Here is a 24,600-nt window from a genome sequence, read left to right as displayed (position 1 = left end):
CCGGTCAACAGCGGCCATGGGCCCGGCTCCTGCCGTGGTGTGCGGTCGGGTCAGGTTGTGGCGAGGTGCTGCTTCGGGTCGGTGGCGGGCTCGGTGGTGCCGTGCTGCTCGTCCTCGGGGCGGCCCTGCTTGGGCAGCAGGAAGGTGATCGCGAGGAAGACGGCCAGCAGGCCTGCCTGGACGATCAGTGCGCGGTGGAATCCGCCGGTGAAGTCGCCGGTCTCGGCCCGGGCGAAGAAGACCGAACCGAAGACCGCGACGCCGATGGAGCCGCCGACGGCCTGGACGGCGGAGAGGACGCCGGAGGCGGAGCCGATCTCCTCGTCGTCGACCGCGGCCAGGACGAAGCTGAACAGGGCGGCGATCACCATGCCGGCGCCGATGCCCGCCACCGCCACGCCGGGGACGATGGCCCAGATCGAGAACGAGGCGGCGTCGAGGCCGTCGAGCTCGAACCACAGCACGGCCGCGCCGGCCAGCTGGACCAGCGGTCCGATCTGCAGCACCTTGCGGCCGATCCGGTCCGCGAGGAACGCGCCGCTGACCGCGCCGCCGATCGCGGTTCCCACGGCGAGGGGCAGGTTGCCGAGGCCCGCCTCGCCGGCGGTGAAGTGGTGGCCGATCTGGAGGAACAGGGTCAGTACGAGCTGGGTGCCGATGAGTCCGCCGAAGAACAGGGCGATGCCGCCGAGGCCGACGGTGAAGGCCGGCTTGCGCAGCAGGCCGGGGGTGACCAGCGGTTCGCGGCCCGCGGCGGCGGTGCGGCGCTGCTGGAGGGCGAAGAGGGCGAAGCCGATCGCCGAGGCGGCCATGGACAGCCAGGTCCAGAGCGGCCAGCCGTTCTCCTGCCCCTGGTTCAGCGGCAGCACCAGCAGGGCGCAGGAGATCGCGACCAGGGCGGCGCCGGTCAGGTCGACCCGTACCGTGCGGTCGCCCGCCTTCCTGGGGACGAACCTCGCGGCGACGACCAGGGCCGCGATTCCGACCGGCAGGTTGATCAGGAAGACCGACCGCCAGCCGAGGCCGAAGAAGTCGCCCTCGATGAGGAAGCCGCCCAGGACCGGGCCGATGATGCCGCCCAGGCCGAGGACGGGACCGAAGATCGCGAACACCTTGGTGAGCTCGGGGCCGGAGAAGTTCTCCCGCAGCAGGCCCAGGCCCTGGGGCAGCAGCATCGCTCCGGCGGTGCCCTGCAGCAGGCGGAAGGCGATCAGCGACCCGATGTTCGGCGCGGCCGCGCACAGCAGCGAGCTCGTGGTGAAGGCCGCGAGTCCGATCAGGAACATCCGGCGGCGGCCGTAGCGGTCGCCGAGCCGGCCGCCGAGGACCAGGCCGGCGCCCAGGGTGAGGGCGTAGCCGCCGATCACCCATTGCAGTCCGACGGAACCGGCGCCGAGGGACTTCTCCAGGTCCGGTCCGGCGACGTTGACGATCGAGGCGTCCAGGAGATCCATGATCTCCGCGACGATCATCACCGCCAGGATCAGCCACCGCCACCGGTAGGGCCCGGTCGCCTCGTCCTGGGCGGGGGACGGGTCATGCACGTCAGATACCTCCATGGTGAAGTAATTCCACCATGAAGGTAAAGTGGTGGCGGTAGGTTGTCAAAGCGGGCCGCCCACCTGGACGCCCGGCAGGAGCGAGGACACTCCGCAGGAGAGAAGAGGTGGCTGGCCCGGTGGAGGAAGCGATCGGCGACGGTGTCGCGGCGCAGCGCGAGCGACTGATGGAAGGGCTGCGGATCTACGGCGGCCACTACGCCGAGCTCAGCCGGCGCTTCGCGGCCTGGCTGGGCCTGCACTCCACCGACGCGACCGCGGTGCTGGAGATCGCCGCCGCCGAGGAGCGCGGGACCCCGCTGTCGCCGGCCCGGCTGAGCGAGCGCATCCCGCTGTCCACGGGTGCCACGACCGCGCTGCTGAACCGCCTCGAAGCGGCCGGGCACATCACCCGCACCCGCGAGCACTCCGACCGGCGCGTCGTCACCCTGCGCGGCGGCCCGCACATCCAGGAGCGGGCGGACGAGTTCTTCGGCCCGCTGGCCGGCCGCCTCGACGCCGCGATGTCGCCCTACCCGCCGCAACTCCTGGAACAGTTCGAGCAGTTCATGGCCGAGCTGAACGCCGCCATGGACGCCCACCTCGCCGCCGGCGACGCACCCGCCGCACAGCGGCCGGGGGACAAGCCCTAGGGTGCGGGGCGTGTCATCGCTGATCGCCGCCGTCGCCGCACGCCAAGAGGCCGCCGACTCCCGCTGATGGAGGGCTGTTGGAGGGCTGATCGGTGCCGCGAACGCGGGGCCCGGGGGCGTGCGGCGACGTACGGCCGGACGGACCTGTCGAGGTCACCCCGGGGGCGTAAGTTCTCACCCGTTCGGCCTGTACGGGTTGCGGGAGCATCCGGTTTTCCACGTTCGTGTGCAAACGTGTGTCGCGTCCGGCCGTCCTCGGAGGCGGTCGGCCAAGGCTATTGACCATCCATCAAGGAGAACCTGAGATGTCGGTTCGTGGAAAGCTCCGCCAGTTCGCCGTGATCGCCACCGTCGCCGCCGCGGCTGCCGTGATCGCGCCGACCGCTGCGGTGGCTCACGGTGGCGGCTCGCAGCCGTCCGCCTCGTCGGGCCTGCAGGCCGGCAACGGTGCGGTCGGCCTCGTCGGCCCGCGCGGCAGCTGGGTGCAGTACTTCGACCGTTCCAACGGCTGATCCCACGCTCCTCGAACGCCCCGGGGCCGCGGCCCCGGGGCGTTCGCGCGCGTCCGGCGGGGCGGTCCGCCGGGCCTCGCGCTGCTTCCACCGGAGGACGCTGCGGAGTGTTGCGCCGGATCGTGCCCGGAGCGTCCGCCCATAGTGCGGTCATGACCTTCTCCCGCACCAGGGCGCTCGCCGCCGCCGTCCTCACGGTCGCGACCCTGACCTCCGTCGCGCTCCCGGCCGGACCGCCGGCCGCCGCCCGCGCCCTCGCCAAGAACCCCTCGCCCGCGCACTCCTGCGTCCGCTCGGACCCCGACGCCGACCCCCGGGCCCGCGAGGTACTCGACATCGCCCGGCAGGTCCAGCAGGAGCTCGACCTGAAGTCGGTGATCCTGCGGGTCACCGTCGACGGCCACGAACTCGTCACCGGCGCCCTCGGCGAGTCGATGACGGGCGTTCCGGCCGAACCCGCCATGCACTTCCGGGCCGGTTCGGTCGCCTTCCCGTTCCTCGGCATCGTCCTGCTTCAGCTCGCCGAGGAGGGCGTGATCGGCCTGGACGACCCGGTCGCCCCCTGGCTGCCCGACCTGCCGCAGGCGGACCGGATCACCCTGCGGATGCTCGGCGACACCACCTCCGGGCTCGCCGACTACGTCACCGACCAGGGCTTCCTGGACGCGCTCGCCGCCGACCCGTTCCGGCACTGGACGCCGGAGGAACTGGTCGCGATCTCCACCGGGAAGAACTTCTGGTACGACCCCGGGACCAATTGGAGCTACTCGCACGCGAACTTCGTCCTGCTCGGCGAGGCGCTGGAGCGGATCACCGGCACCCGGCTGGACCACCTGCTGGAGCAGCGGATCTTCGGGCCGCTCGGCCTGCGCCAGACCGTCAACAGCTTCACTCCCGACATCCCCACCCCGGTGCAGCACGCCTTCACCGCCTCGCGCGGCACGTACGAGGAGTCGACGTTCTGGAACCCGTCCTGGACCACCGCCCCGGGCGCGGTGCTGATCAGCGACATCTGTGACCTGACCCGCTCGGTGGAGGCCGTCGGCACCGGCGCGCTGCTCTCCCCGGAGTCCTTCCGGACCCAACTGAACCCCGGCACCGTCGGCCTGCCCGGTCCGGTGCACGGCTGCCCGCAGGACGTCTGCCTGCCGCAGACCGAGGCCCAGCACTTCGGCCTCGGGGTCATCGTCGACCGGGGCTGGATCCTGTCCAACCCCTCCTTCTTCGGCTACGCGGCGATCGAGGCCTACCTGCCGGACGAGCACCTGGCGATCGCCGTCAGCACGACGCGGAACTGCGCGGCCCCGGACCGCAACACCGCGCAGGAGGTGGCCGGCCGGATCGCCGCCCTGCTCGCCCCGGACCACCCGCTCAACGTCGGCTGATCCGTCGTCGACGGTCCGTGAGCTCCGCCGGGCGGGTGGTCCGGTGGAGCTCCGGGCGTGCTGCCGCGCGCTACCGGGGCACTACCGGGGCGCGGCCAGAGGCGCGGGTACCGGCGCGGGCTCGGGGTCGGTGGCCAGGCGGGCGTGCAGGTGCTCGTCGTGGTACGTCCCGTCGCCGAAGCGGTACGAGGCCCGCAGGGTGCCCTCGGGGAGGTAGCCGCAGTTCAGGGCCAGCCGGCAGGACGCCTCGTTGCCGACCGCGTGGGCGACCTCGATCCGGCGGGCGTCGGCCGTCCGGAAGCCCCAGCTGGTGACGGCCCTGGTGGCGCGGCCGATCAAGCCCCGGCCGCGCCCGGAAGGCGGTGCCCAGTAGCCGATCATCGCCAGGCCGTCCGCGCGGTCGGTCCAGCGCAGGTTGACGCAGCCCAGCAGGGCGCCGTCGGTGGCGTCCAGCACGGCGAACGGCGCGGCCGTGCCCTTGTCCCAGCTGTCCTCGCGGGCCGCCAGCCAGGTCAGGGCGGCGGCGGGGTCGCGGGTCGGGAGCGGGTTCCAGAGGGCGATCAGCGGATCGGCCGCGGCGGCGACCAGGCTGTCCAGCAGTGCGCCCGGCTCGGCGTCGGCCCGCCCCCAGGGTCGGAGCACCGCGTCGCCCAGGTCGAGCGTGGTGCGGCGGAAGGTGCGCGGCTCGACGCTGTCCGCGTCGGCGGGGGTGGGTGCGGGGGCGGGGGCGGAAGGACTCATGGGGGTCTTCCTACCGGGTCGTCAGGCGCGCCGCCAGCGGTTTTCCCTCGGGGCCGGGCCGGGAGCAGGCCCGGCGGGTCAGTGGAAGTCGAAGGCGGGCGCGGTGCCGGTGGCGCGGGCGGCGAGGTGGACCGGCCAGGCGAGGGCGAGGTCCTGCCAGGGGAGGCCGATCGGCGCGAACACGGTGGGCCGGTCGTCCGGCCGGGCCGGGACGGTGCCGCGCAGGACGTCGGCGAACTCGTCGGCGAGGTCCGGGTCCGGGCCGGAGCCGTGCAGGACCCCGGAGGCGGTGGCGAGCGCGCGGTCGTCCACCACGAGCCGGCTCGCGCGCAGCAGGGCGGGGGAGAGCTCGGTCTTGCCGCGCTCGTCGAAGCCGAGGGCGGTCAGGTGCAGACCCGGCCTCAGCACGTCGGCGTCCAGCAGCGGTTCGCGCGACCAGGTGGCGGTGATGACGATGTCCGCAGCCTCGACGGCCGCCCGCGCGGTGGGCACGGCCCGGCCGAGCGCCGCGGCGCGGTCCGGGTCGAGGTCGTAGGCGTACACCTCGTCGACCGGCCGCAGGGTGCGCAGGGCCCGGAGCGCGGTCCGGCTCTGGGCGCCGGCGCCGATCACGGCGACCGTCCGCGCGTGCTCCGGTGCGAGCACGTGGGTGGCCAGCGCGGCGGCCAGGCCGGTGCGCCAGGCGGTGACGGAGGCGGAGTCCAGCAGCGCCAGCAGTTCGCCGTCGGCCAGTGAGTGCAGGCAGACGATCCCGCGGAGCGCGGGCGTCGCGCCGGGGAACTTGGCGTTGACCTTCACGGTGTAGGCGGGCACGTCGGGGAGCAGCCCGGGGAGCAGGCACATCGCCGTGCCGGGGCCGGGGAGCGCGCTGCCCACGCGGTGGGCGGGCGGCAGCCGGTCGGCGGTGCGGAAGCCCGCCTCCAGGGCGGCGAGCGCGGCGGGGAGGTCGAGGGCGGCCTCGACGTCGGCACGGGAGAGCAGCTGGGTCATGGGGAGAGTCTGCCCCGGCCGTCGGGCGGGGGAGGCGGGGGGCCTGCGTCGGGCGGGGGCCGTCAGGCCGGGAACAGGGTGCCGGGGCGCGGCCCGCCCCGTCGGTTGAGCCGACGCAGGAAGCCGAGCACCCCGGGGGTTCCGGCGGCCCAGGAGGCGGACTCCGTCGATGGGTCGGCGCCGGGCAGCAGCGGGCGGCCGTACGGGCCGCCGGCGCGGGCCAGGATCAGGCCCGCGACCTCCTCGGCGGAGCGCCAGTGGCGTGCGTCGCCGGTGGCCACGGCCAGGTCGACCAGCAGTTCGCCGATGCCGGCGAGGCCGCAGCACTGGCCGACGGGGCCCGTGCGCGGGGCCGGTACGAGGGCGGCGGCCGCGGCCTCGGCGGCGCGGGTGACGAGGGCCGGCTCGCCGTACAGCCGTCCGGCCTGGAGCAGGACCGCTCCGAGGCCGGCCAGACCGCGGCACCAGGAGCCGTAGCGGCGGGTCGCACCGGGGGTGCGAGCCGCGGTCGCGAGCCGGGGGACGTCCTCGGCCAGGCCGTCGACCAGGCGCCTGGCGGCCTCCGCCGCCGCACCGTCGGCGCCGGGCAGGGCGAGGAGGAAGTGCGCGAGGCCGGCCCGGCCGTGGGCGAAGCCCTCGACGAGCGCGGCGGTGCCGGGATTCGGGGCCTCCCGGGGATCGGTGGGGCGGCCGTCGGTGAGCCGGCGGGCGCAGGCGGCCGCGACGGCCGTGTGCCGTTCGGCCTCCTCGGGGCGGCCGTCGGCGCGGGCCAGCCGGGCCAGCAGCAGCCGGGCGGTGCCGAGGCCGGCGGCGCCGGACACCTGGTCGGCGGGGAGGTCGGCCGGGAGTTCGGTGGGGAGGTCCGGGGAGAGCGGTGCGGCCCCGGTGCCGACGGGTTCGGGGCCCACGGGTTCGGTGCCGAGCAGGTGGGCCGCCTGGGCGAGGAAGAGGTCGACCCCGGCGCGGCCGTCGTACAGGCCCGGGCCGAGCCGGCCGAGGGCGGGGTGGGCGGCGGTCCACCGGGCGAGTGCGGCGGCCGCTTCGCGGACCTCCGGCCGGTCCGGGTGCTGGAGCAGTTCGAGGCCGAGGCCGGCGGCGCCGTCGTAGCGGGAGAGCAGGGTGCGCGGGCGGGACGGGCGGCCCGTGCCGGGGGAGGTGGAGGGTCGGCCGTCGACTAGGTCGTGGGCCATCCGGACGCTGCGGTCGAGGGTGTGCCGGACGGCCCGGTCGAGCAGGTCCGCCGTCACCACCGGCGGCCGGTGGGTGGTCCGGGGCGGTTGCGCCGGTGTCGCGGGCCGGGGCCCGGGCGCGGCCGGTCGGGCGTCGGGCTCGGCCGGGACCCGCCGCAGGTCGGCGGCCGCCGCCGACCGCTCCTCGGCGTCCAGGCTCAGCAACCCGGCGACCAGGGCGACCGCCGCGTCCGCGGACCTGCCGGGCAGGCCGGGCCGGGTGGGGGGAGTGGCCCGCGTGGGCAGTGCGCCGGCGAGGCAGGCGAGGGTGCGCTCGCGGTTGACGGCCGGGTCCGGGTCGATCACCACGGGGTCCAGGCCGGTGGCGGCCCAGTGCAGGGTGGCGCCCAACCCGTAGTAATCGGCGGTGGGTCGGGGTCCGGCGGGGTCCGGCCCGGCGGTGGCGGGCAGGCCGTAGCCGAGGGTGGTGCCCTCCGGCCGCTCGCCGGTCAGCGAACTGACACCGAAGTCGACGAGCGAGCAGCCGCCCGCGGCGTTCAGCACCACGTTGGCGGGCTTGAGGTCGTGGACGACCACGCCGCGCGCGTGCACGGCGTCCAGGATCGCGAGCAGGTCCCGGGCCAGGGCCCACCAGTCGCGGCCCGGCGCCGTGGCGGCTCCGTGCGCGGTGGCAGGCGCGGTGGCGGGCGCCCGGTCGCCGAGGACGTCGTACGGGCCGGCTTCGAGCACGGCGCGGCGGAGGTCGCGCGGTCCGCGGGCGGTGCTCACCAGGTACTCGTCCTCGCCGTGCCGGAAGTAGTCGACGAGGTCGGGCACTCCGGGCACGCCGGCCAGCGCGGCCAGTACCCGCCGTTCGTGCCGGAGCCGGCCGCGGGCGTCGGTGCCGGTCCGGTCCTCGGCGACGAAGGCGCGGGCCTGCTTGACCACCACCTCCCGCCCGCCGGCGACCTCCACCGCGCGGTAGACGTGCCCGTTCGGGGAGCGGGTGATCCCGGCGGTGATCCGGTAGCGGCCGTCGCCGATCCGGGTGGTCGGAGACGGAGACGGAGACGGGGACTGCGACGGTGACGGTGACGGCGACGGGGGCCGGGCCGGGTCGGCGGCCTGGTCGGTGGTCGGGCCGGACGCCGTGAACGGGTCCGCCGCCCAGGGCGGTTGGCGGTAGGAGGACTTCGCCAGCCCCGGGAAGGTCCGGCCGTCGGGGCCGGTCATGACGAGGTCGGGGTCCTCGCCGGAGACCCGGAACGGGCCGTAGCGGTAGTAGACCGGGGCGTCCAACCGCAGCCGTCGGTCGCTGACCACGCGCGGACCGGTGCGGCCCGCCAGCACCCCGGCCAGTTCCGCGGCCAGCGGCGCGGCCTCCTCGGGCGCCGGGTAGACCGTGACGGCCTTGCCGACGCCGGCGGGGCCGCGGAGCCCGGAGTTGAGCTGGTGCAGGACGGCGGTGGAGGCGGCGAACTTGGCGTCGCAGGTGCGGCCGAGCAGGACGGGGAGGACGAGGTCGACCAGGTCGGGCAGGTGGTCGGGCCGGGACGAGAGGTGGAGCTTCCAGCCGTGGCCGAGTTCGGGCATCCGCGGGTCCTGGAGGTAGAGCCAGCCGTCGCCGCTGTGCAGTCGCCGCAGGGCGCCGGGCGGTGCCGCGAGGTGGGCGGCCAGTCGGGACCGTACGTCCCCCGCCGGTCCGTCGTCGGGCTCCCCGCCCGCAGCCGCTGCCGCCATGCTCCGCCGCTCCCTTCCCGGGGTCCGCCCCACCCGCGCCCTCGTGTGCGCGGGGCCGGTGCGACCGCCGGGCCGGGCTGCCCGGCGGTCGCCGCTGCTACTCCGACCGCCCGGCGGGGATCAGGAGTCGAAACCACACTCGAAACGGGTGGGGACATAGGTGACCCACGGGTCGGCGAGGCACGCCACCGGGGTGAGGTCGGCGGCGAACTCGTCCTCGAAGGTGATGGTGTCCTCGTCGATGTCCAGCAGGCCTGCGTCGCGGATGTCCAGGACCTGAGCGCTCATGAGTGCTTCCTCCCATGCGGGTTGGCGGATTCCTGTTCGACGGCACGGTCATGCTAGCGATTCACCCGTGTTCACCATAGGGGCGCGGCATCATCACATGCGCGACACCTGGACGTGCGGTCCCGGGACGGAGGATTCGGCCCGGTGTGGTGTGTGACATTGCGCCAGAGGGGTGATCCGCGTGGCTCCCGGTGCTACGGTCGGATCATGTCCAAGGCCGAAATCGACCAGCTGACCGCCGAGTTCTTCGGAGCGTTCGACAACCGGGACGGCCGCGGTGCCGATGTGGCCCGGCTGCGCCGCCTGATGCTCCCGCAGGGGGTGATCGTCACCACCGCTCCGGCCTTCACGGTCTACTCCGTCGAGGAGTTCATCGAGCCGCGCGAACGGCTGCTGGCACCGGAGGGGCGGCTGGTCGGCTTCTCGGAGTGGGAGACCTCCGAGCGGACCGAGATCGAGGGTGACGTCGCGTCGCGCTTCGGCGAGTACCGCAAGTACGGCCTCTTCGACGGCAAGCCCTACGAGGGCGGCGGGACGAAGACGATCCAGTTCGTGCGGACCCCGGAGGGCTGGCGGATCACGGCCTTCTCCTGGCACGACCGCACCTGAGCCGATCCGACCCGACCTCACCTGCCCGGGGTCGGCGGTCGGCCGACGGCATGGCAACATCCCGGGTGTGGTGATCTACGACGAACGACTCTCCGTCCCGCTGCGCTGGTGGCTGGCCGCGCTGGTGGCCGCCGCCGCGCTCGCGGCGGCGCTGCTCCCGCTCTCCCCGCTGTTCGCCGTCGCCGCCGGCACCGTGCTGCTGATGGCGCTCGCGCCGGCGTTCGGCTGGTACGGCGGCGCGCGGATCCGGGTGTGCGACGGTGTTCTGGTGGCCGGTCGGATCGTGCTGCGGGGCGAGCACGCGGGCGCGGTCGAGGTCCTCGACCAGGCCGCCGCCTTCGCCTGGCGCACCCGGCTGGCGAGCCCCCGGGCCCGGCTCCTCATCCGCACCTACCTCCCCTGCGCGGTCCGGGTGGAGGTCGCCGAGCCCTCCCTGCTCTGCCCCTACGTCTACCTCTCCACCCGCCGCCCGGCCGCCCTGGCCGCCGCGCTCGCCGAGGCGCGCGACCACTGCACCGCCCCGGCCTCCCACGGCCGCTGACGGCCACTCCGGCCGGCGCGGGCGCCCGCGCCCGCCCGCCCCGGCGCCCGCGCCCGCCCGCCCCGGCGTCCGCCCCGGCGCCCGCGCCGGAACGGCAGCACCTTCGGCGCCGGACGCGCTGGGGGCGCGCTCTTTGGCGCCCTGGGGGGTGTGTGCTGCGGGGGCGCAGCGGTGGGAATGGCCCTGTCCGTCAGTGACGGATGGGACTGGTGGTTCTGGTGCGAGTACAGGTGCTGGTGGGGTTCGGTGCGTTCGGGGTGTTCTGGGGTGCCTGGGGTGCACTGATCCCGGAGGTCCAGCGGCAGGCCGGGGTCGGCAACGCTGAACTGGGCGTCGCCGTGCTGATGATCGGACTCGGCGCCCTCGGTTCGATGCGTCCGGCGGGAGCGGCCGTGGACCGCTTCGGCCGTTCGGCCGTCGCGGTGATCCTCCTGCTGATGGCGGCCGCCGCCGTACTGCCCGGGCTCGCGCACGGGGCGAGGGCGCTGATGGCGGCGCTCGCCGTGCTGGGCGCGGCGTCCGGGGCCGTCGACGTCGGGATCAACACGCTGGCGAGCGAGGAGGAGAGCCGCTCGGGCCGGCTGATGAACGCCGCCCACGCCTGCTTCTCCGCCTGCGTGGTGCTCGGTGCCCTCGGCGCCGGTCTCGCCCTGGAGCGCGACCTCGCGGTGGACCGGGTGCTGCTGGTGACCACCGTGCTGCTGGCCGGCGCGGCCGTGGTGGTCGGGTTCCCCGGCCCGGCGGGTCCGCCGTCGGGCGCGTCCCGCCGGACCCACCGGCGGTCCGGCGTCACGGACCGGCCGCTGCTGGTCCTCGGGGCGCTGTGCGGCCTCGCGTACCTGGTCGAGAACGCCTGGCAGAGCTGGAGTGCGGTGATGCTGCGCTCGGTCTTCCACACCGGTTCCGGCGCGGCCGCCGCCGGTCCGGTGGTGTTCGCCGCCGCCGCCGCGGTCGGCCGCCTGGCCGGGCACGGTCTCACCGCCCGCCTGCCGCAGCGGCAGCTGCTCGCCCTGGGGGCGGCGGTGGCGGCCGTCGGCACCCTGGGCGCCGCGCTGGCGCCGGGCGTGCGGTCGATGCTGGCGGCGCTCGTCGTGGCCGGTCTGGGCATCTCGGTGTGCACGCCCACGATCCTCTCGCTGGCAGGGGAGCAGGCCCGCCCCGAGGCCCGCTCGTCCGCGGTGGCGGTGGTCGCCTCGATCGGCTACGGCGGCTGCCTGTTCGGGCCTGCCGCGGTCGGCCTCACCGCCTCCTCGGTCGGCCTCCGGGCCGCCCTGTGCGGCGTCGCGGGGTTGGCGGCGGTGCTGGCGCTGGCCTCCCTGCTGACCTGGTACGCGCCCAGGCAGGCCGAGCAGGCTCAGCAGGCCCGGAAGGCAGCTCGAACGCTCGACGCGGAGGGCTGAGCGGGTGCGGGGCGGGGGAGTGCGCCGGTGCGGGGCGGGCACTGCGCCGGCGCTCACCCCGTCCGTTTGTTCGGTTGGAGCTGGGGTGCCCGCATCTGTGGTGTGATGGACGGATGATCGACGAAGGTTTCGCCGCGGAGTGCCTGGGCCCGGTGGGGGAAGCGGTCCGGCGGGCGGCGGCTGCCGAGATCATGCCGCGTTTCCGCTCGCTGACCGCCGACCAGGTGGCCGAGAAGAAGGGCCCGCACGACCTGGTCACGGTCGCCGACCGGGGCGCGGAGGCCCACCTGACGGCCGCGCTCACCGAGCTGCTCCCCGGTTCGGTCGTGGTGGGGGAGGAGGCGGTCGACGCGGACCCGGGCCTCTACGCGGAGCTGGGCGGTGACCGGCCGGTCTGGATCGTGGACCCGATCGACGGGACCCGTACCTTCGTCCGCGGCGACGAGGGCTTCTGCACCCTGGTCGCGCTCGCGCACCGGGGCGAGCTGCTGGCCTCCTGGACCTACTCGCCGGTCCGCGACGAGATGGCGACGGCCCTGCGGGGCGGCGGCGCCCACCTGGACGGCGTCCCGCTGTGGGCCGGCCCGCCCGCGGCCGGGGCCCCGCTGGAGATCGCGGCCTCCCACCCCCGCTTCACCACGCCCGTCCACAAGCGCGCGCTGCTGGGTCTGCGCGCCGAGGGCGTGCGCACCCGGCCGTGCGCGGGCTCGGCGGGGCTGGAGTACCTGGCGATCGCCCGGGGCGCCGTCGACGCCACGGTGTTCGCCTGGGAGAACGCCTGGGACCACGCGGCCGGGCTGCTCCTGGTCGCCGAGGCGGGCGGCGCCCACGCCACCCTCACCGGCGCGCCGTTCCGCCTCGCCGGCGGCAACGCCCTTCCCTTCACCACGGCCCGCGACGCGGCGACCCTGACCCGGATCCGGGGCCTCCTGCTGGGCGAGGCCCCGGCCGAGTAGCCCGGCCGGCGACCGCGTCCGCCAGGGACCGCGTCCGCCAGTGACCGCCTCGGCCCGGCCCCGGGGTCAGTCGGCGACCTGGTCCCGGACGGCGTCCGGGAGCCGGCGGCCGGTGACCGAGCGCCAGGCGCGCTCGACGGCACGGGGGCCGAGGTCGACCGCCAGCCGACGCAGGCCGACCACGCTCGGCCAGGTCGCCGGGTGCGGGAACTCCTCGAAGGCGGTGATGCTGCGGACCAGCCACTCCATCGCCTCCCGGGGCCGCCCCTGCTCCGCCGCGAACAGCCCGAACTGCCCGAAGGTGCGCGCCAGTCCGGGCGTGTCGCCGATCCGGTGCGAGACGTCCAGCGCCTTGCGGTACCGGGCCTCGGCCTCCGCCGCCCGGCCGCCCGCCTGGGCGGTCAGCCCGAGCTGGTGGTACCCGGCCGAGACCCCGGCCCGGTCGCCCAGCTCCTCCCGGAGCGCCAGTGCCCGGGCGTGGCGGCGCTCCGCCTCGGCGAGATCCCCGCGCCGGGCCGCCACCAGGCCGAGCTGGTGCTCGCCGGCCGCCGTGCCGGCCAGGTCGCCGAGGTCCTGCCGGATCTCCACCGCCTTGCGGTGCCGGGCCTCGGCCTCCGCGAACCGCTCCCGCGCCGTGGCCAGCACACCGAGCCGGTGGTGGGCGTCGGCGGCGCCGGCCCGGCTGCCCGACTCCTCGGCGAGGTCCAGTGCCCGCTCGCACCAGTCCTCCGCCTCGTCGAGCCGGCCCAGCTCGGCCGCTACGGCGGCGAGCCGGTGGTGGAGCTCCGCCGTGACGGACAGGTCGGCCGCCGTACCGACGGCCGTCGCGCGAACGACCGCCAGCGCCTGCGCGAAGCACCCGTGGGCGTCCTCGAAGCGGCCCTGCTCCTCGGCCAGGACGCCGAGCCGGTGGTGGCAGGCGGCCGCCCGGCCGGTCTCGCCCAGGCGCTCGAAGACCTCCAGGGCCTGCCGGGTCCGCCGCTCGGCCTCGTCCGGCCGGCCCAGCCGGTGCGCGATCACCCCCAGCTGGTGCTGGCCGATCGCGAGGCCGTCCACGTCCCCGAGCCGCTCCAGCAGGGCCTGCGAGCGCAGGTACCACTCCTCGGCCTCGCCGAAGTCGCCCCGGTCGACGGCGATCCCGCCGAGCCGCTGGTGGCAGTCGGCCAGCTCGTCGAGCTGCTCGGCACCGGGCGGGTGCAGTTCGGCGGCGCGATGGATCTCCTGGAGGGCGCGCTCGGCCCCGTCCACCGCGCCCTGCCGCAGCAGCCGCCGGGCGTCGGCGCCGACCACGTACAGCCACAGGGACCCGGCCGGGCTGTCGAGGACGGGCGGGGTGCCGTCGGGCTCCTCCACGGCGAGCCGCACCCGGTCGACCCAGTGCCGGGCCTCCAGGTCCGTGCCCCGGGCGTTCCAGTGGTCGTGCAGCGGACGGACGAGCGCCAGCGCCTGCAGCCACAGGCCCCGGTCGAGGGCCCGGGCGAGCATCGCGCCGACCGTCGGCCGCTGGAGGTCGAGCGCGGTCAGGGCGAACTCGGCGCTGCCGTTGTGCAGTTCGCGGGTGAGCAGCAGACAGAAGTTGACCTGGGCGCCGAGCAGGGCCTGCAGCCCGGCCTCGTGCTGTTCGGCGAAGCCGGGCCCGGACGCGCGCCACCCGGCGTCCAGCTGGGCGGCGACCGTCGGGTGGACCCGGTGGGAGGTGCGGCCGCAGGGTGTCAGCAGACCGAGCTCCGCCGCCCGCAGCAGCAGCCGCTGCCAGTCCTCGGTGCCGAGGCCCCGGAAGCGTTCGGGCGCGAGCGGATGGCGGGACAGCAGGGCCAGCACGGTGGCGTCGGCGACCCCGTGCACGAGCGAGACGGCCGTCAGTGCCCGGCGGTCGGCCGCGCCGAGGCGGGCCAGCGCGTAGGCGGTGCTCACCGCGAGCGCCGCCGGAACGGCCTCGGCGGCGGGGAGCCGGTCCGCGTCGGCGGGGGCGTCCGGCAGCGCGGCCGCGCCGCGCACCAGGGTGTCCAGCGTCTGCCACGGCTCGTGGGCGTCGAGCGAGGACAGCGCGAGCCGCATGGCCAGCGGGTGCCCGCCCAGCCACTCCAGCAGTTCGCCGAACACCCGCAGCCCGCGTCGGCGGACGGTGTCGGGGGAGCAGGGGGTGTCGGCGGAGGGGCCGAGCAGCTGCTCGGCGTACTCGACGGTCTCGCCCGGGTCGAGGCCCGGCACCTCGATCCGCAGTGCCGCCGTGCCGAGCCAGTCCTCACGGGTGCGGCCGGTGAGCAGGACGGTGCTGCTCCCCTGCCGGGCGACCAGGTCGAGCAGGGCCCGGAGTCCGGCGCGCTCCTCGTCCGCCGCCCCGGGATCCGCGGCCAGGGAGTCGACGCCGTCCCAGATCAGCAGCAGGCGGCGGGTGGCCAGCGCCTGTTCGACGGCCGCCCGGCGCTCGGCGGGCGGGAGCGGGTCGAACTCCTCGGGGGCGAACAGCCGGCGGCCGATCCGCTCGACCACCCCGGCCGCGGCGGGCCCGGCCGTGCCCGGTTCGAAGGGGTGCAGCACCACCGCGTCCGGCCCGTCCACCGCGCCGGTCTCCCGGCACCAGCGGCCGAACGCCTTGGCCAGCTCGGTCTTGCCGATGCCGGCGGCACCGTGGAGGAGGACCACCCGGTGCGACCGCGTCGCGGCGTCGAGGCCGAGCAGCAGACCGTCCCGCCCGACGAACCCGCCGTCGGGCGCGAGCTCGTCATGGTGGTCCGAGGGCTTCGCTGTTGCCGTGGCCCCGGTCGCCTCGTGCGCGGCCGCCACCTGTACCGCTGGGGCGGCGTCCGGTCCGGGCAGTGCCGCCCCGGGCCGGCTGTACAGGACCGGGACCGTCCAGTCGGCCAGCGGCAGTGGGCCCCTGGGGGAGGTGCGTCGGTCCTGCGTGGCGAGTCGGCGGCGCCCTGCGGCCACGGCCAGGGTCACCGGCTCGCCGGTGCGGAGCCGCTCGTAGCAGGTGGCCAGGAACCCGGCGGCGGCCGGCGTGTCGAGGTGGTACGGCAGCGCGAGCACGGCGTGCGCGCCCTCCCGGAGCAGCCGGGACGCGGCCACGGCCTCCGGCAGTCCGGGCTCGGGGGCGGAGCGGCCGGTGGTCAGGACCACCAGCGGGACGGGGACCGTGGCCGGCACGTCGGTCGGACCGGGCCCGTCGAAGTGGACGACATGGAACGGCCGGCCCTCCTCCCGGGCCCGGTGCAGCACCTCGGCCAGATGTTCCGTCGTCGGCGGGCGCAGGACGGTGGGTTCGACCGTGCCGTGTTCCGCGCGCAGTCGCCGCAGCAGTGTCGGGGCGAGGATCCGGTGGCCGGGGCGGGCCGGGTCGTCGGGGGCGGTGACGACCAGCAGCACCCGCAGCCGGGACGCGCCGGTCCCGGGGAGCCCGAGGCCGTGGCTGCCCCCGTCCTCCGTGTCCGGTGTCCGGCGGCTCAGTACGACATCGTCCAGTACCAGCGGCACCGGACGGTCCGGGTCCGTCATCAACTCCCAGGGGAGGGCGAGCAACTGCAGGGAGCCCGAGCGCAGCACGATCTCCAGCCCGCCGCTGCTGCGGCCGCGGGCCCGGAGGTAGGCGTCCCGGCCCGGTCCGGTGCCGAACAGTGCGGAGAACACCCGCGCGCCCCAGTCGGGGAGTTGCCGGGCGATCTGCGGACCGCGCTCGCCGTAGGCGCCGAGCGGGGTTCGCAGGTACTCCTCCAGGTACCAGCGCAGGCTCTCCATCGGCGCGTCGGCCAGGGGCCGGCGCAGCCATCCGGCGTCGACGGCGGGCGGCGGGGACTCGTCCCCGGACGGCTGTTCCGTCACCAGCATCCGGCCGTCGGCGTGGAGGTCCACCACCAGACGTTCGACCACAATCGCCCCCAGCGAGAGCGGAAACGGCCGGGCGGTCGTTCCGCTGCGGAGCACAGGGTAGCGGCGCCGTCGCCGTACCCGCGCGTCCGGTCGCAAAGAGCGGGTAACGATCCGTCGGAGAGGGCGTTCCGGCTCGGTCCGACCTGCGGATTCCGGGCGGCACCGGCGGCACCGGTCGCAGGGGAGTGGGCGGCGGGCCGGGGGCCGGCGGGCCCGCCGGTCAGCGGGTCTTGGGCTTGCCGGCGTACGGGCGGACTTCCAGGCGCCACGGGTCGGACGGCTCGCTGGTCCTCACCTTGAGTACGCCGGCTCTCGGGAACAGCAGTGTCCGCATCGCCTCGCCCGACTCCCAGGCGCCCAGGGGCGGGCTGCTGGGCACTCCGGGCGGGATCGGGCACCCGCATCTCCCGAAGGACTCGGGGATCCGTCCGCAGGCGCAGATGAACTCGGCGGACCAGGAGGACGATTTGACGTGGATGACGCAACTGACCGGGAGGTTCTGGCGGACGGCCAGGACGGTGGAGCCGTAGCCCTCCACGGTGCCGGTCAACTCGTCGATCTCGTCGGAGCCGTAGAGCCGGACGGACCACTCGCCGATGCCGCGGGAGTCGACCAGGAGGTGGGTGAAGTCGTGCGTCAGTACGGTGCGCACGCCCTTCCGTTTGTCGGAGGAGCTGAGGTAGATGAGGGAGGAGTGCGACTCGACGCGGTCGAGCGTCCTGGTCATGGGCCTGATGCTGAGGTAGCCCTTCGTCGAGACCTCGATCTGCGCCACGGTGATGGCACCCTCCGGCCACTCGATGGGGAACTCGTACTCGGCCTCTCGCTCCCCGCACCGTCCGGAGAAGTGGAACCGTTCACCGGCCTGCCGCCGGGGGACCGGACCCCGCTTGTCGCTGGGCCCGGAGGCGGGGCGCAGCCGGGGGAGGCCGTCCTCGGCGGGCGGGAGGACGGGCGCGGGTGCGGAGTCGGTGGTGGACCGGGGGCGCGGCGGTGTCGGGGCGGGGCCGGCCGCTTCGACGCGCGGGGTGGGTTTCGCGGTGGTGTGTTTTGCGGCGTTGGGTTTCGCGACGACGACGACGACGGCTTCCGCGACAGCGGGTTTCGCGACGGCGACGGCGGGTGCCGTTGCGGGTACGGGGGCGGCCGCCGGTGTCGCGGCGACGGTGGTGACGGGGGCGGCGTCGGATCGGGCAGCGCTCAGGGCGGCGGCTTCTGCCCTGGCTGCCGAACCTGCGGCCTTCCGGGCGGCCGACAAAGTCAGGCGCCACAGGGTTGCTGCCGTCACCAGGCAGCCCAGCGCGAAGCCCACCAGTAGTCCCACAGCCACTCGTCGCCCCCCAGGCTTCGGAGTCCTGCCCTCGCGACCGAGGGTACGCGCGTGGGCGGGGCTCAACCACGGGTCGGGCGGGGGGAATCGCGGCGGCGGCGGCCCGCCGGTCTGCCTCCGGCGGCGGGTCGGGCCGCCCCGGTGCGGCGGCCCCGGTGCCACGACCGGGCAGTCGCGATGCCCCATGAGGCAGACCGAACGTTCCGTTGGGGCGTTCGGCCCCCCGGTGGACCCTCGACGGGAGCGTGCCGTTCACCTGGCAGCCACCGGCCGGACGTGGCGCTGACCAGCACTGTCGCGCTCGCGTCAACATCGCCGGGGCTCGCCGGCGGGGCGTCAAACCGCCCGACCGGGCGTTCGTCGGAGTGACCTGCGTCACACTTGACCGTGATTTGCGGCCGGTATTCACTCGTTGCAGCGGGGGGCAAACGGAACCCGAAATTCCTAGGAGTTCGCTCCGGGCGCCGCTCGCCGGAATGTTGTTCGTCATCGTTTTCTGAGACATGGAGGTGCTGTCATGAAGCTCGTTCACTTCGTGAAGAAGGTCATGCCGGAGAAGAGCCTGAAGGCCTACGCCTGGTACGGCTGGATCTAATTCCGGCGGTCCGTTGCCGGAAGCGTGCCCGGCGGGTCCCGAGCGGACCCGCCGGGCACGGCCAGCTCGCCGCGAGCGGGCCGTGCGCCGAGGGCGGGCCCCTGTCACCACAGCCGTTCACCCTTGGAGCCACGGATGGCCATTTCCAGCACCGGGCGGAGCGCCCGCGTCACCGTCTTCGCGCCGCGGATCGACGAACTCCTCAACAAGTACCGAGGTCAGGACCTCTTCCGTCTGGAGGCGGACACCGTCGGCGTGTCCGGGGTCGACCTCATGGACGGGCTGCTGAGCAGCAGGCCGGCCAATGCCGAGGAGCGGCCGACCTTCAAGCCCGTGCGGGGGCGGCTCGTCACCAAGCCCGACGCGGCGGCACTCATGCAGGCCGTGTCGGCCGACGTCCGGACGGCGCTGAAGAAGCCGCTGGGCGACCGGACGGATCTCGCCGGGAAATGGCCGCACACCCCGCACATCTATTTGCGGGACCTGGTTTTCGGGGAGGAGAGCTTCCGCTTCCGGATCCTGGTCGACCGCCGCCTGGAACTCACACCCAAATTGACCTGGATGGCCGTCACGGCCGGTACCGCGATGCTCGGAAAGCCGGGTACCGAAATTCCGCTGTCGAATCTGGCGGCCCGGGTGCTGGACGCCGAGACCTACGAAGACCGTCGCTACGCGATGTACCTCTACCGACGGGTGGCCGGTCCGATCTGCTTCACCGTGGCCGCGCTCGTGACCAATGCGGTCTGGCTGGGCGCGCCGTTCGACGACGACGTACCGAACCGGGACATCCTGCTGGAGGCACTGCGGCTGCTGCCGCCCTCCTGGAACATCCTGCGCGTCGCCTCCCCGGAGTTCGGCGCCGTGGACGGGCGGATCGGACCCAAGGACGACCTGCTGCTGCTTCCGCTGCTGAGCCACCGCGACCCACGGCTGTGGGACGACCCGGAGACCTTCCGGCCGGAGCGATGGAAGGGCCTCGACCCCGACAACCAGCCCGGCTACCTGCCGTTCGGGCACGCCAGTGAACGCTGCTGGGGACGCCACATGGTGCTGCCGCTGGCCGAGCGGATCCTCGACATCGTCCGCCGGGACGGCCTGGTGCCCAGCCCGGACCAGCAGGTCGGCAAGGTCGAGCTGGACGGTCTGCTGGAGGTCGCCGGGGTGCGCATGGTCCGCCGCTGACCCGACCGCCGGCGGGTCGGCGGCACAGGCGGGTGCTCGCCGGGGGGCGAGTGAAAAGGGTGGCGGCCGGGGCGGCTGACGGGACGACGGCGGCCGGGCGACGGACGGGGCACCGCAGCGTACGCCCGCCGCCGCCCGGCCGCGCTCGAACGCGAGTGCGGTGGGCCGGTCCGTCCGTCGGCCGCTCGTCCATCGGTACGGTCGCGCCCCGAGGGCGGCCTCGGCCGCGGCCCCGGCCCCTACGCTGCGTCGTCATGCGCCTGACATCGTGGAAGCGCGCCGTGCGCGCAGTGCTGCCCCTTCTCCTCGCCGGTCCGCTGCTCGCGGCCGTACCGGCCCATGCCGCCCCGGTCCAAGCCGCCCCGGCCCATCGCGCCGCCGCCCGGACGGCCGCCCTGCCGATCCCGGTGACCTCGGTGAGCGACCGGGCCACGACGCCGCCCGGCGGCTCGTTCACCGTGACCGTGACCCTCACCAACCCCCACGACACCCCGATCCGGTTCGTCTTCCAGACCGTCCAGCAGAGCTACGACACCTTCACCGACGTGTCGTACCAGGGGCTCAAGTACGCGGCCACCGCGTGCAACGGCTCGCCGGTGACATCTCCCTGCGGAAACCCGCAGTCCGGTGCCTGGGGTGCCCTCTACGCGCTGCCCCTGGCCCCGGGCGCCAGTACCAGCTTCACCCTCACGTACGCCGTTGCGCCCGACTCGGCCTGCGGCGACGGGCTCAATGTCGACTTCTACTCCTACGTGTACTACGAGTACCAGGACGGCGCGGCGTTCAACGACGGCCTCGTCGGCGTGCGGGGCACCGACGTGCGCTGCCCCTGAGTCGCGTCGGGCACCCGTCAGCCGGGCACCGGCGCGTGCCGGGTGAGCCCGGCCCGGACGGCGACGTCCAGTGCCGGTTCGAAGCGCAGCACCTCGCGGTCGTCGTCCCCGACACCGGCGGCCGCGAGCAGTTCCGCCACCGCGCCGGCGTCGACGGTGCGCTCCTCGGCGCGGCGCAGGAAGCGCGTCACGGCGGCGGCGAAGGCCGGCCCGTCCTCGCGCAGCACCCACGCCAGCTCCGCCGCCTCGGTGAGGAACAACTGCTCGGACCCCAGCCACGGCGCGGCGGCGGCCAGACCGTCCTCGGCCAGGGCGTCCGGGTAGGGGATCCGGTGCCAGGCGCCGTCCTGCCACCAGTAGAGGAAGCCGAACAGGTTCCCCTGGGCGTCCTCGCGCAACTGCTCCCAGGGCAGCCACTCCGGACCGCCGGCCAGGAAGTCGATCTGCCGGCCGTCGACGTGGGTGTGGCTGCCGTCGGAGTCCTGGCCGCAGAACACCGCGTGGCCGTCGTCGACCAGGGTGAGGCGCCACCAGAAGGAGCCGCCGCCGTTCTCGCTCCACACACCCTGCTCGTCCAGCCAGTGCTCGCGGTTCCCCTGGGCGGCGTCCAGCAGGGCGAGCAGCACGGCGCGCGCCCACACCTGCCCGGCGTCGTCGAGGTCCTCGGGCCGGCTCGGCCTGTGCATGATCGTCGTCCCCCTCCGTCGGATGGCGGACAGCCTGCCACAGACCTCGGACACCCCGGACGAAACCCCCGGGCCAGCCCGGCGCGACCCGTGCGGCGCCCCGGGCGACACCCCGGCGACACCCCGATCGGACCCCGCCTGCGGAGGGCGGACCCGCGACGAGGACAATGGCGCGGTGAACGACGCGATCGACCCGCCCCGCGCGCACGGCCCGCAGCAGCCGTCGGACCCGGGCGTGGACTACCAGGAGCTGGTCCGGGACGCCATGGCGGCGGCCGTGCGCTCGCCGCTGCGCGGCCGGGTCGCCGACTACATCCCGGCACTGGCCGAGGCCGACCCGACGGCCTTCGGGATGGCGATCGCGACCGTGGACGGCCGGGTGTTCGGCGCGGGGGACTGGCTGCAGCCGTTCTCCGTCCAGTCGGTGTCCAAGCTCTTCACCCTCGCGCTCGCGCTGGCCGAGGGCGGTGACGGCCTGTGGAGCGGCGTGGGCCGCGAGCCCTCCGGCAACCCGTTCAACTCGCTGGTCCAGCTGGAGACCGAGCACGGCATCCCGCGCAACCCCTTCATCAACGCGGGCGCCCTCGTGGTCACCGACCGCCTGCTGGAGCTCACCGGCGACGCGGTCGGCTCCGTCCTGGACTTCCTGCGCGCGGAGTCCGGGGACCCGGCCGTCGCGGTGAACCGCGCGGTCGCCGCCTCCGAGGCCGAGCACGGCCACCGCAACGCCGCGATGGCGCACTTCATGGCCGGCTACGGCAATCTGCGCAATCCGGTCGAGGAGGTGCTCGCGCACTACTACGCGCACTGCGCGATCGAGACGAACTGCCGCGACCTGGCCCTGTCCGGCCTCTTCCTCGCCCGCCACGGCGTGCGCGCCGACGGGTCGCGGCTGCTGTCGCGCAGCGAGGCCAAGCGGATCAACGCCGTGCTGCTCACCTGCGGCACCTACGACGCGGCCGGCGAGTTCGCCTACCGGGTCGGCCTGCCCGGCAAGAGCGGGGTCGGCGGCGGCGTCCTGGCGGTGCTGCCCGGCCGGGGCACGGTCTGCACCTGGAGCCCCGGGCTGGACGCGGCCGGGAACTCGGTGCTCGGCGTGGCCGCCCTGGACGCGCTGACCACGGCGACCGGCTGGTCCATCTTCTGATGAGCACATCACCCGCCCGGCCCGTGCCGTCCGCCGCGCCCGTGCCGTCGGCCTTACCCGCTCCGGCGTCCGTCCCCGCACCCCGGCGCCCGCCCGGTCCGTCCGGACGGACCGCCGTCGCAGCGCGCGGTGACGGTCCGGCAGCTGACGGTCACGTATTTGTTATGTCCCCTTCACCGGTCCGACGGCCGGCCCCGTCATGCTCTGCACCGGCGGAAGCCACCGCCGAAGGCGCGCCGGCCCTCAGGCGCACTGACAAGGGGACACCCATCGTGACCGTCCGCCGCACCCTCATCGGCACCCTCGCCGTCGGTCTGCTCGCCGCGGCCGCCGCGCTCGTGCCGATCGGCTCCGCCGCCGAGGCCGCCGAGCGCACCCCCGGCGAGCTGCCGTTCGGCTCCGCCACCACCGTCGGCCTGCACAACACCTACGACCCGGCCGCCTTCGGCTACCTCGCCCAGGGCCTCGACACCGGCACCGGCATGATCGAGCTGGACGCCTGGCCGAACGCCATCACCAAGGAGTGGAAGGTCAGCCACTCGAACCCGCTCGGCAACGGCAACAACTGCGTCAGCGCCACCACGGCCTCCCAGCTCTACTCCGGCAGCGGCAACAAGAACCTGGACACCTGCCTCGACGACGTCCGGGTCTGGCTCGCCGCCCACCCCGCCGCGGGGCCGCTGGTGATCAAGCTGGAGCTCAAGCCGGGCTTCTCCGGCAACCTCGGCATGGGACCGGCCCAGCTGGACGCGGTGATCGCCGCCCACCTCGGCTCCGCCGCGCTGCGCCCGGCCGACCTGCTCGCCAAGCCCGGCGGCGGCAGCTACCCGAGCCTCGACGAGGCGGCCCGCGCCGGCAACTGGCCGACCCGGTCGGCGCTCGCGGGGCGGGTGCTGGTGTACGTGATCCCCGGCACGGTCGAGCTGGACAACCCCTTCGACACCCTGCACACCGACGTCGAGTACGGCCGCTACCTGCGCGACCTGGCGGCGGCGGGCCGGATCGGCGAGGCCCGGATGTTCCCGACCGCGCTCGGCGCGGCGGCCGGCGACCCGCGCACCCGGTACAGCGAGACCTCGATCCGGCCGTGGTTCGTGGTCTTCGACGGTGACGCCGCCGCCTATGTGAACGGCATCGACACCTCCTGGTACGACACCAACCACTACCTGCTGACGATGACCGACGCCCACAACGTCGCCCCGGCGATCAGCGGCACCGACCCCACCGCCGACCAGGCCCGCGCCCGCACCGAGCAGCTGGCCCGCGCCCACGCGAGCATCGTCTCCAGCGACTGGCGTAAGCTCCCCGCCGTGCAGTCGCTGGTCCTGCCGCGCGGCTGATCCGCGTTCACCGGGGCGGCGGCGCCCGCGTCCTGGCGTCCGCCGCCCCGGGGTCCGTGCGTTCACGCCGGTCAGGGGCCCGGAGCCGCTGAAATCCGGTTGCTGCCCGGGTGTCCGCCGCCTATCGTCCGGCGCATGCTGCCTTTGGTCGAGACGGACGAACAGTGGGACGCGGTCGTCCCGGACGAGGCGGTCATGCGCCCGGGGGTCGAGGACCTCTGCGCCCGGTTGGGGCTGCGCGGACTGCCCGCCCCGGAGCGCTTCCCCGAGGGCTCCCAGCCGGTCTACGCCCTCGGCGCGGAGCTGGTCCTCAAGCTCTACCCCAAGGCCGCCGCCGAGGACGGTCGCACCGAGGCCAGGGTGCTCGCCCATGTCGGCGGCCGACTGCCGGTGCCGACACCGGAGCTGCACGACGCCGGCGAGTACGAGAACGGCTGGCAGTACGTGCTGATGTCCCGGCTGCGCGGCGCCGAACTCGCCCCGGCCTGGGCGGACCTGTCGCCCGACGGACGGAAGCGGATCGCCGTCCAGGCGGGGGAGACGCTGGCGGCCCTGCACGCGCTCGACCCGGGGCCGCTCGCCGATGTGCTCGGCCCCGGCGACTGGGGCGCCTTCACCGACCGGCAGCGCGCCGGGGCCGTCGGACGCCAGCGCGAGCGCGGCCTGCCGGACGCCTGGCTGGAGCGCATCCCCGGTTTCCTGGACGCCGCGGAGCTGTCGCGCGAGCCCGAACGCGTGCTGCTGCACACCGAGTTCATGCGCCAGCACCTGTTGTTCGACCCGGCCGGCGGGCGGCTGTCCGGACTGTTCGACTTCGAGCCCGCGATGATCGGCGACCGGGCGTACGACTTCGTCGGCGTCGGCGTCTTCGTCACCCGGGCCGAACCGGGGCTGATGGCGCGGTTCGCGGCCGGGTACGGCCGGGCCGTCGACCCGCGCGCGGCCATGGCCTGGACGCTGCTGCACGTGTACAGCAACCTGCCCCGGTACCTGCGGGAGGTGCCGCCGCCCCCGGGAGTGGACACCCTGGAGTCGCTCGCCGAGCACTGGTTCGGGCTCGGCTGACGGACTCGGCCGACGGGAGCGGCGGCGGTC

The 24,600-nt window shown here is 75.1% G+C and carries 21 protein-coding genes; 13 read left to right on the top strand and 8 right to left on the bottom strand.

Annotated elements, in window-relative coordinates; all coding sequences use genetic code 11:
- Positions 1 to 50: 50 nt before the first annotated feature.
- Positions 51 to 1,544, bottom strand: coding sequence for an MFS transporter (locus tag IF01_RS0123760; protein WP_030395547.1), 1,494 nt, complete (start codon positions 1,542 to 1,544; stop codon positions 51 to 53).
- A gap of 182 nt (positions 1,545 to 1,726) precedes the next feature.
- Between IF01_RS0123760 and IF01_RS0123755 the strand changes: the two genes are divergently transcribed.
- From IF01_RS0123755 to IF01_RS0123745, 3 genes are all read left to right on the top strand, one after another.
- A complete protein-coding gene (locus IF01_RS0123755; RefSeq protein ID WP_369826055.1) occupies positions 1,727 to 2,191 on the top strand; it encodes a MarR family winged helix-turn-helix transcriptional regulator in 465 nt (154 codons plus the stop codon).
- 305 nt (positions 2,192 to 2,496) lie between these two features.
- Positions 2,497 to 2,703, top strand: a complete 207-nt coding sequence (locus IF01_RS0123750) for a hypothetical protein (protein ID WP_030395545.1) — start codon at positions 2,497 to 2,499, stop codon at positions 2,701 to 2,703.
- Between the two features lie 152 nt (positions 2,704 to 2,855).
- The gene (locus tag IF01_RS0123745; RefSeq protein WP_030395544.1) at positions 2,856 to 4,088 is read left to right on the top strand and encodes a serine hydrolase domain-containing protein; all 1,233 of its coding nucleotides are present in this window, start codon (positions 2,856 to 2,858) and stop codon (positions 4,086 to 4,088) included.
- 81 nt (positions 4,089 to 4,169) lie between these two features.
- Here the strand turns inward: IF01_RS0123745 and IF01_RS0123740 are convergent, their stop codons facing one another.
- The 4 genes from IF01_RS0123740 to IF01_RS49045 form a co-directional block, all read right to left on the bottom strand.
- Positions 4,170 to 4,829, bottom strand: coding sequence for a GNAT family N-acetyltransferase (locus IF01_RS0123740; RefSeq protein WP_078880243.1), 660 nt, complete (start codon positions 4,827 to 4,829; stop codon positions 4,170 to 4,172).
- A 78-nt stretch (positions 4,830 to 4,907) separates the two neighbouring features.
- Positions 4,908 to 5,819, bottom strand: coding sequence for an ornithine cyclodeaminase family protein (locus IF01_RS0123735; RefSeq protein ID WP_030395542.1), 912 nt, complete (start codon positions 5,817 to 5,819; stop codon positions 4,908 to 4,910).
- Positions 5,820 to 5,881: 62 nt separating this feature from the next.
- Complete coding sequence (gene lanL, locus IF01_RS0123730; protein ID WP_030395541.1) at positions 5,882 to 8,728, bottom strand: class IV lanthionine synthetase LanL; 2,847 nt, start codon at positions 8,726 to 8,728, stop codon at positions 5,882 to 5,884.
- Positions 8,729 to 8,848: 120 nt separating this feature from the next.
- Positions 8,849 to 9,016 carry an SflA family class IV lanthipeptide gene (locus IF01_RS49045; protein WP_167349769.1) on the bottom strand — a complete coding sequence of 56 codons (168 nt, stop codon included), beginning with the start codon at positions 9,014 to 9,016 and terminating at the stop codon, positions 8,849 to 8,851.
- Between the two features lie 207 nt (positions 9,017 to 9,223).
- Between IF01_RS49045 and IF01_RS0123720 the strand changes: the two genes are divergently transcribed.
- The 4 genes from IF01_RS0123720 (at position 9,224) to IF01_RS0123705 (ending at position 12,522) form a co-directional block, all read left to right on the top strand.
- Positions 9,224 to 9,625: a Cif family virulence factor gene (locus IF01_RS0123720; protein ID WP_030395540.1), complete on the top strand. Its 402-nt coding sequence runs from the start codon at positions 9,224 to 9,226 to the stop codon at positions 9,623 to 9,625.
- A gap of 67 nt (positions 9,626 to 9,692) precedes the next feature.
- Complete coding sequence (locus IF01_RS0123715) at positions 9,693 to 10,166, top strand: DUF3093 family protein (RefSeq protein ID WP_030395539.1); 474 nt, start codon at positions 9,693 to 9,695, stop codon at positions 10,164 to 10,166.
- 209 nt (positions 10,167 to 10,375) lie between these two features.
- Entirely contained in the window at positions 10,376 to 11,566 is a 1,191-nt protein-coding gene (locus IF01_RS0123710) for an MFS transporter (RefSeq protein ID WP_157855326.1), read from the top strand.
- A gap of 113 nt (positions 11,567 to 11,679) precedes the next feature.
- Positions 11,680 to 12,522 carry an inositol monophosphatase family protein gene (locus IF01_RS0123705; RefSeq protein WP_030395537.1) on the top strand — a complete coding sequence of 281 codons (843 nt, stop codon included), beginning with the start codon at positions 11,680 to 11,682 and terminating at the stop codon, positions 12,520 to 12,522.
- Between the two features lie 66 nt (positions 12,523 to 12,588).
- Here IF01_RS0123705 and IF01_RS51120 read toward each other — a convergent pair whose 3' ends face one another.
- Positions 12,589 to 16,392, bottom strand: coding sequence for a tetratricopeptide repeat protein (locus IF01_RS51120; RefSeq protein ID WP_030395536.1), 3,804 nt, complete (start codon positions 16,390 to 16,392; stop codon positions 12,589 to 12,591).
- Positions 16,393 to 16,612: 220 nt separating this feature from the next.
- Positions 16,613 to 17,716 carry a hypothetical protein gene (locus tag IF01_RS0123695; RefSeq protein WP_157855325.1) on the bottom strand — a complete coding sequence of 368 codons (1,104 nt, stop codon included), beginning with the start codon at positions 17,714 to 17,716 and terminating at the stop codon, positions 16,613 to 16,615.
- 523 nt (positions 17,717 to 18,239) lie between these two features.
- Here IF01_RS0123695 and IF01_RS51580 point away from each other — a divergent pair.
- The 3 genes from IF01_RS51580 (at position 18,240) to IF01_RS0123685 (ending at position 20,332) form a co-directional block, all read left to right on the top strand.
- A complete protein-coding gene (locus IF01_RS51580) occupies positions 18,240 to 18,317 on the top strand; it encodes a tryptorubin family RiPP precursor (RefSeq protein WP_350540985.1) in 78 nt (25 codons plus the stop codon).
- A 135-nt stretch (positions 18,318 to 18,452) separates the two neighbouring features.
- Positions 18,453 to 19,499 carry a cytochrome P450 gene (locus IF01_RS0123690; protein ID WP_030395534.1) on the top strand — a complete coding sequence of 349 codons (1,047 nt, stop codon included), beginning with the start codon at positions 18,453 to 18,455 and terminating at the stop codon, positions 19,497 to 19,499.
- A gap of 254 nt (positions 19,500 to 19,753) precedes the next feature.
- Complete coding sequence (locus IF01_RS0123685; RefSeq protein ID WP_157855324.1) at positions 19,754 to 20,332, top strand: hypothetical protein; 579 nt, start codon at positions 19,754 to 19,756, stop codon at positions 20,330 to 20,332.
- Positions 20,333 to 20,349: 17 nt separating this feature from the next.
- On the opposite strand, the gene IF01_RS0123680 is transcribed toward IF01_RS0123685, so the two are convergent.
- Complete coding sequence (locus tag IF01_RS0123680; protein ID WP_051740310.1) at positions 20,350 to 21,018, bottom strand: hypothetical protein; 669 nt, start codon at positions 21,016 to 21,018, stop codon at positions 20,350 to 20,352.
- Positions 21,019 to 21,253: 235 nt separating this feature from the next.
- Between IF01_RS0123680 and IF01_RS0123675 the strand changes: the two genes are divergently transcribed.
- From IF01_RS0123675 to IF01_RS0123665, 3 genes are all read left to right on the top strand, one after another.
- Positions 21,254 to 22,165 carry a glutaminase gene (locus IF01_RS0123675; protein WP_030395531.1) on the top strand — a complete coding sequence of 304 codons (912 nt, stop codon included), beginning with the start codon at positions 21,254 to 21,256 and terminating at the stop codon, positions 22,163 to 22,165.
- A gap of 272 nt (positions 22,166 to 22,437) precedes the next feature.
- The gene (locus IF01_RS0123670; RefSeq protein ID WP_030395530.1) at positions 22,438 to 23,505 is read left to right on the top strand and encodes a phosphatidylinositol-specific phospholipase C domain-containing protein; all 1,068 of its coding nucleotides are present in this window, start codon (positions 22,438 to 22,440) and stop codon (positions 23,503 to 23,505) included.
- Between the two features lie 135 nt (positions 23,506 to 23,640).
- Positions 23,641 to 24,570 (top strand): phosphotransferase family protein, encoded by a 930-nt coding sequence (locus IF01_RS0123665; protein WP_030395529.1) that lies wholly within the window; start codon positions 23,641 to 23,643, stop codon positions 24,568 to 24,570.
- The last annotated feature ends 30 nt before the right edge of the window (positions 24,571 to 24,600 follow it).

The organism is Kitasatospora purpeofusca (assembly GCF_000718025.1).
Classification (GTDB): domain Bacteria; phylum Actinomycetota; class Actinomycetes; order Streptomycetales; family Streptomycetaceae; genus Kitasatospora; species Kitasatospora purpeofusca.
The sequence above is the reverse complement of the archived record's forward strand: the minus strand, read 5'-3'. Positions and strand labels throughout refer to the sequence as shown.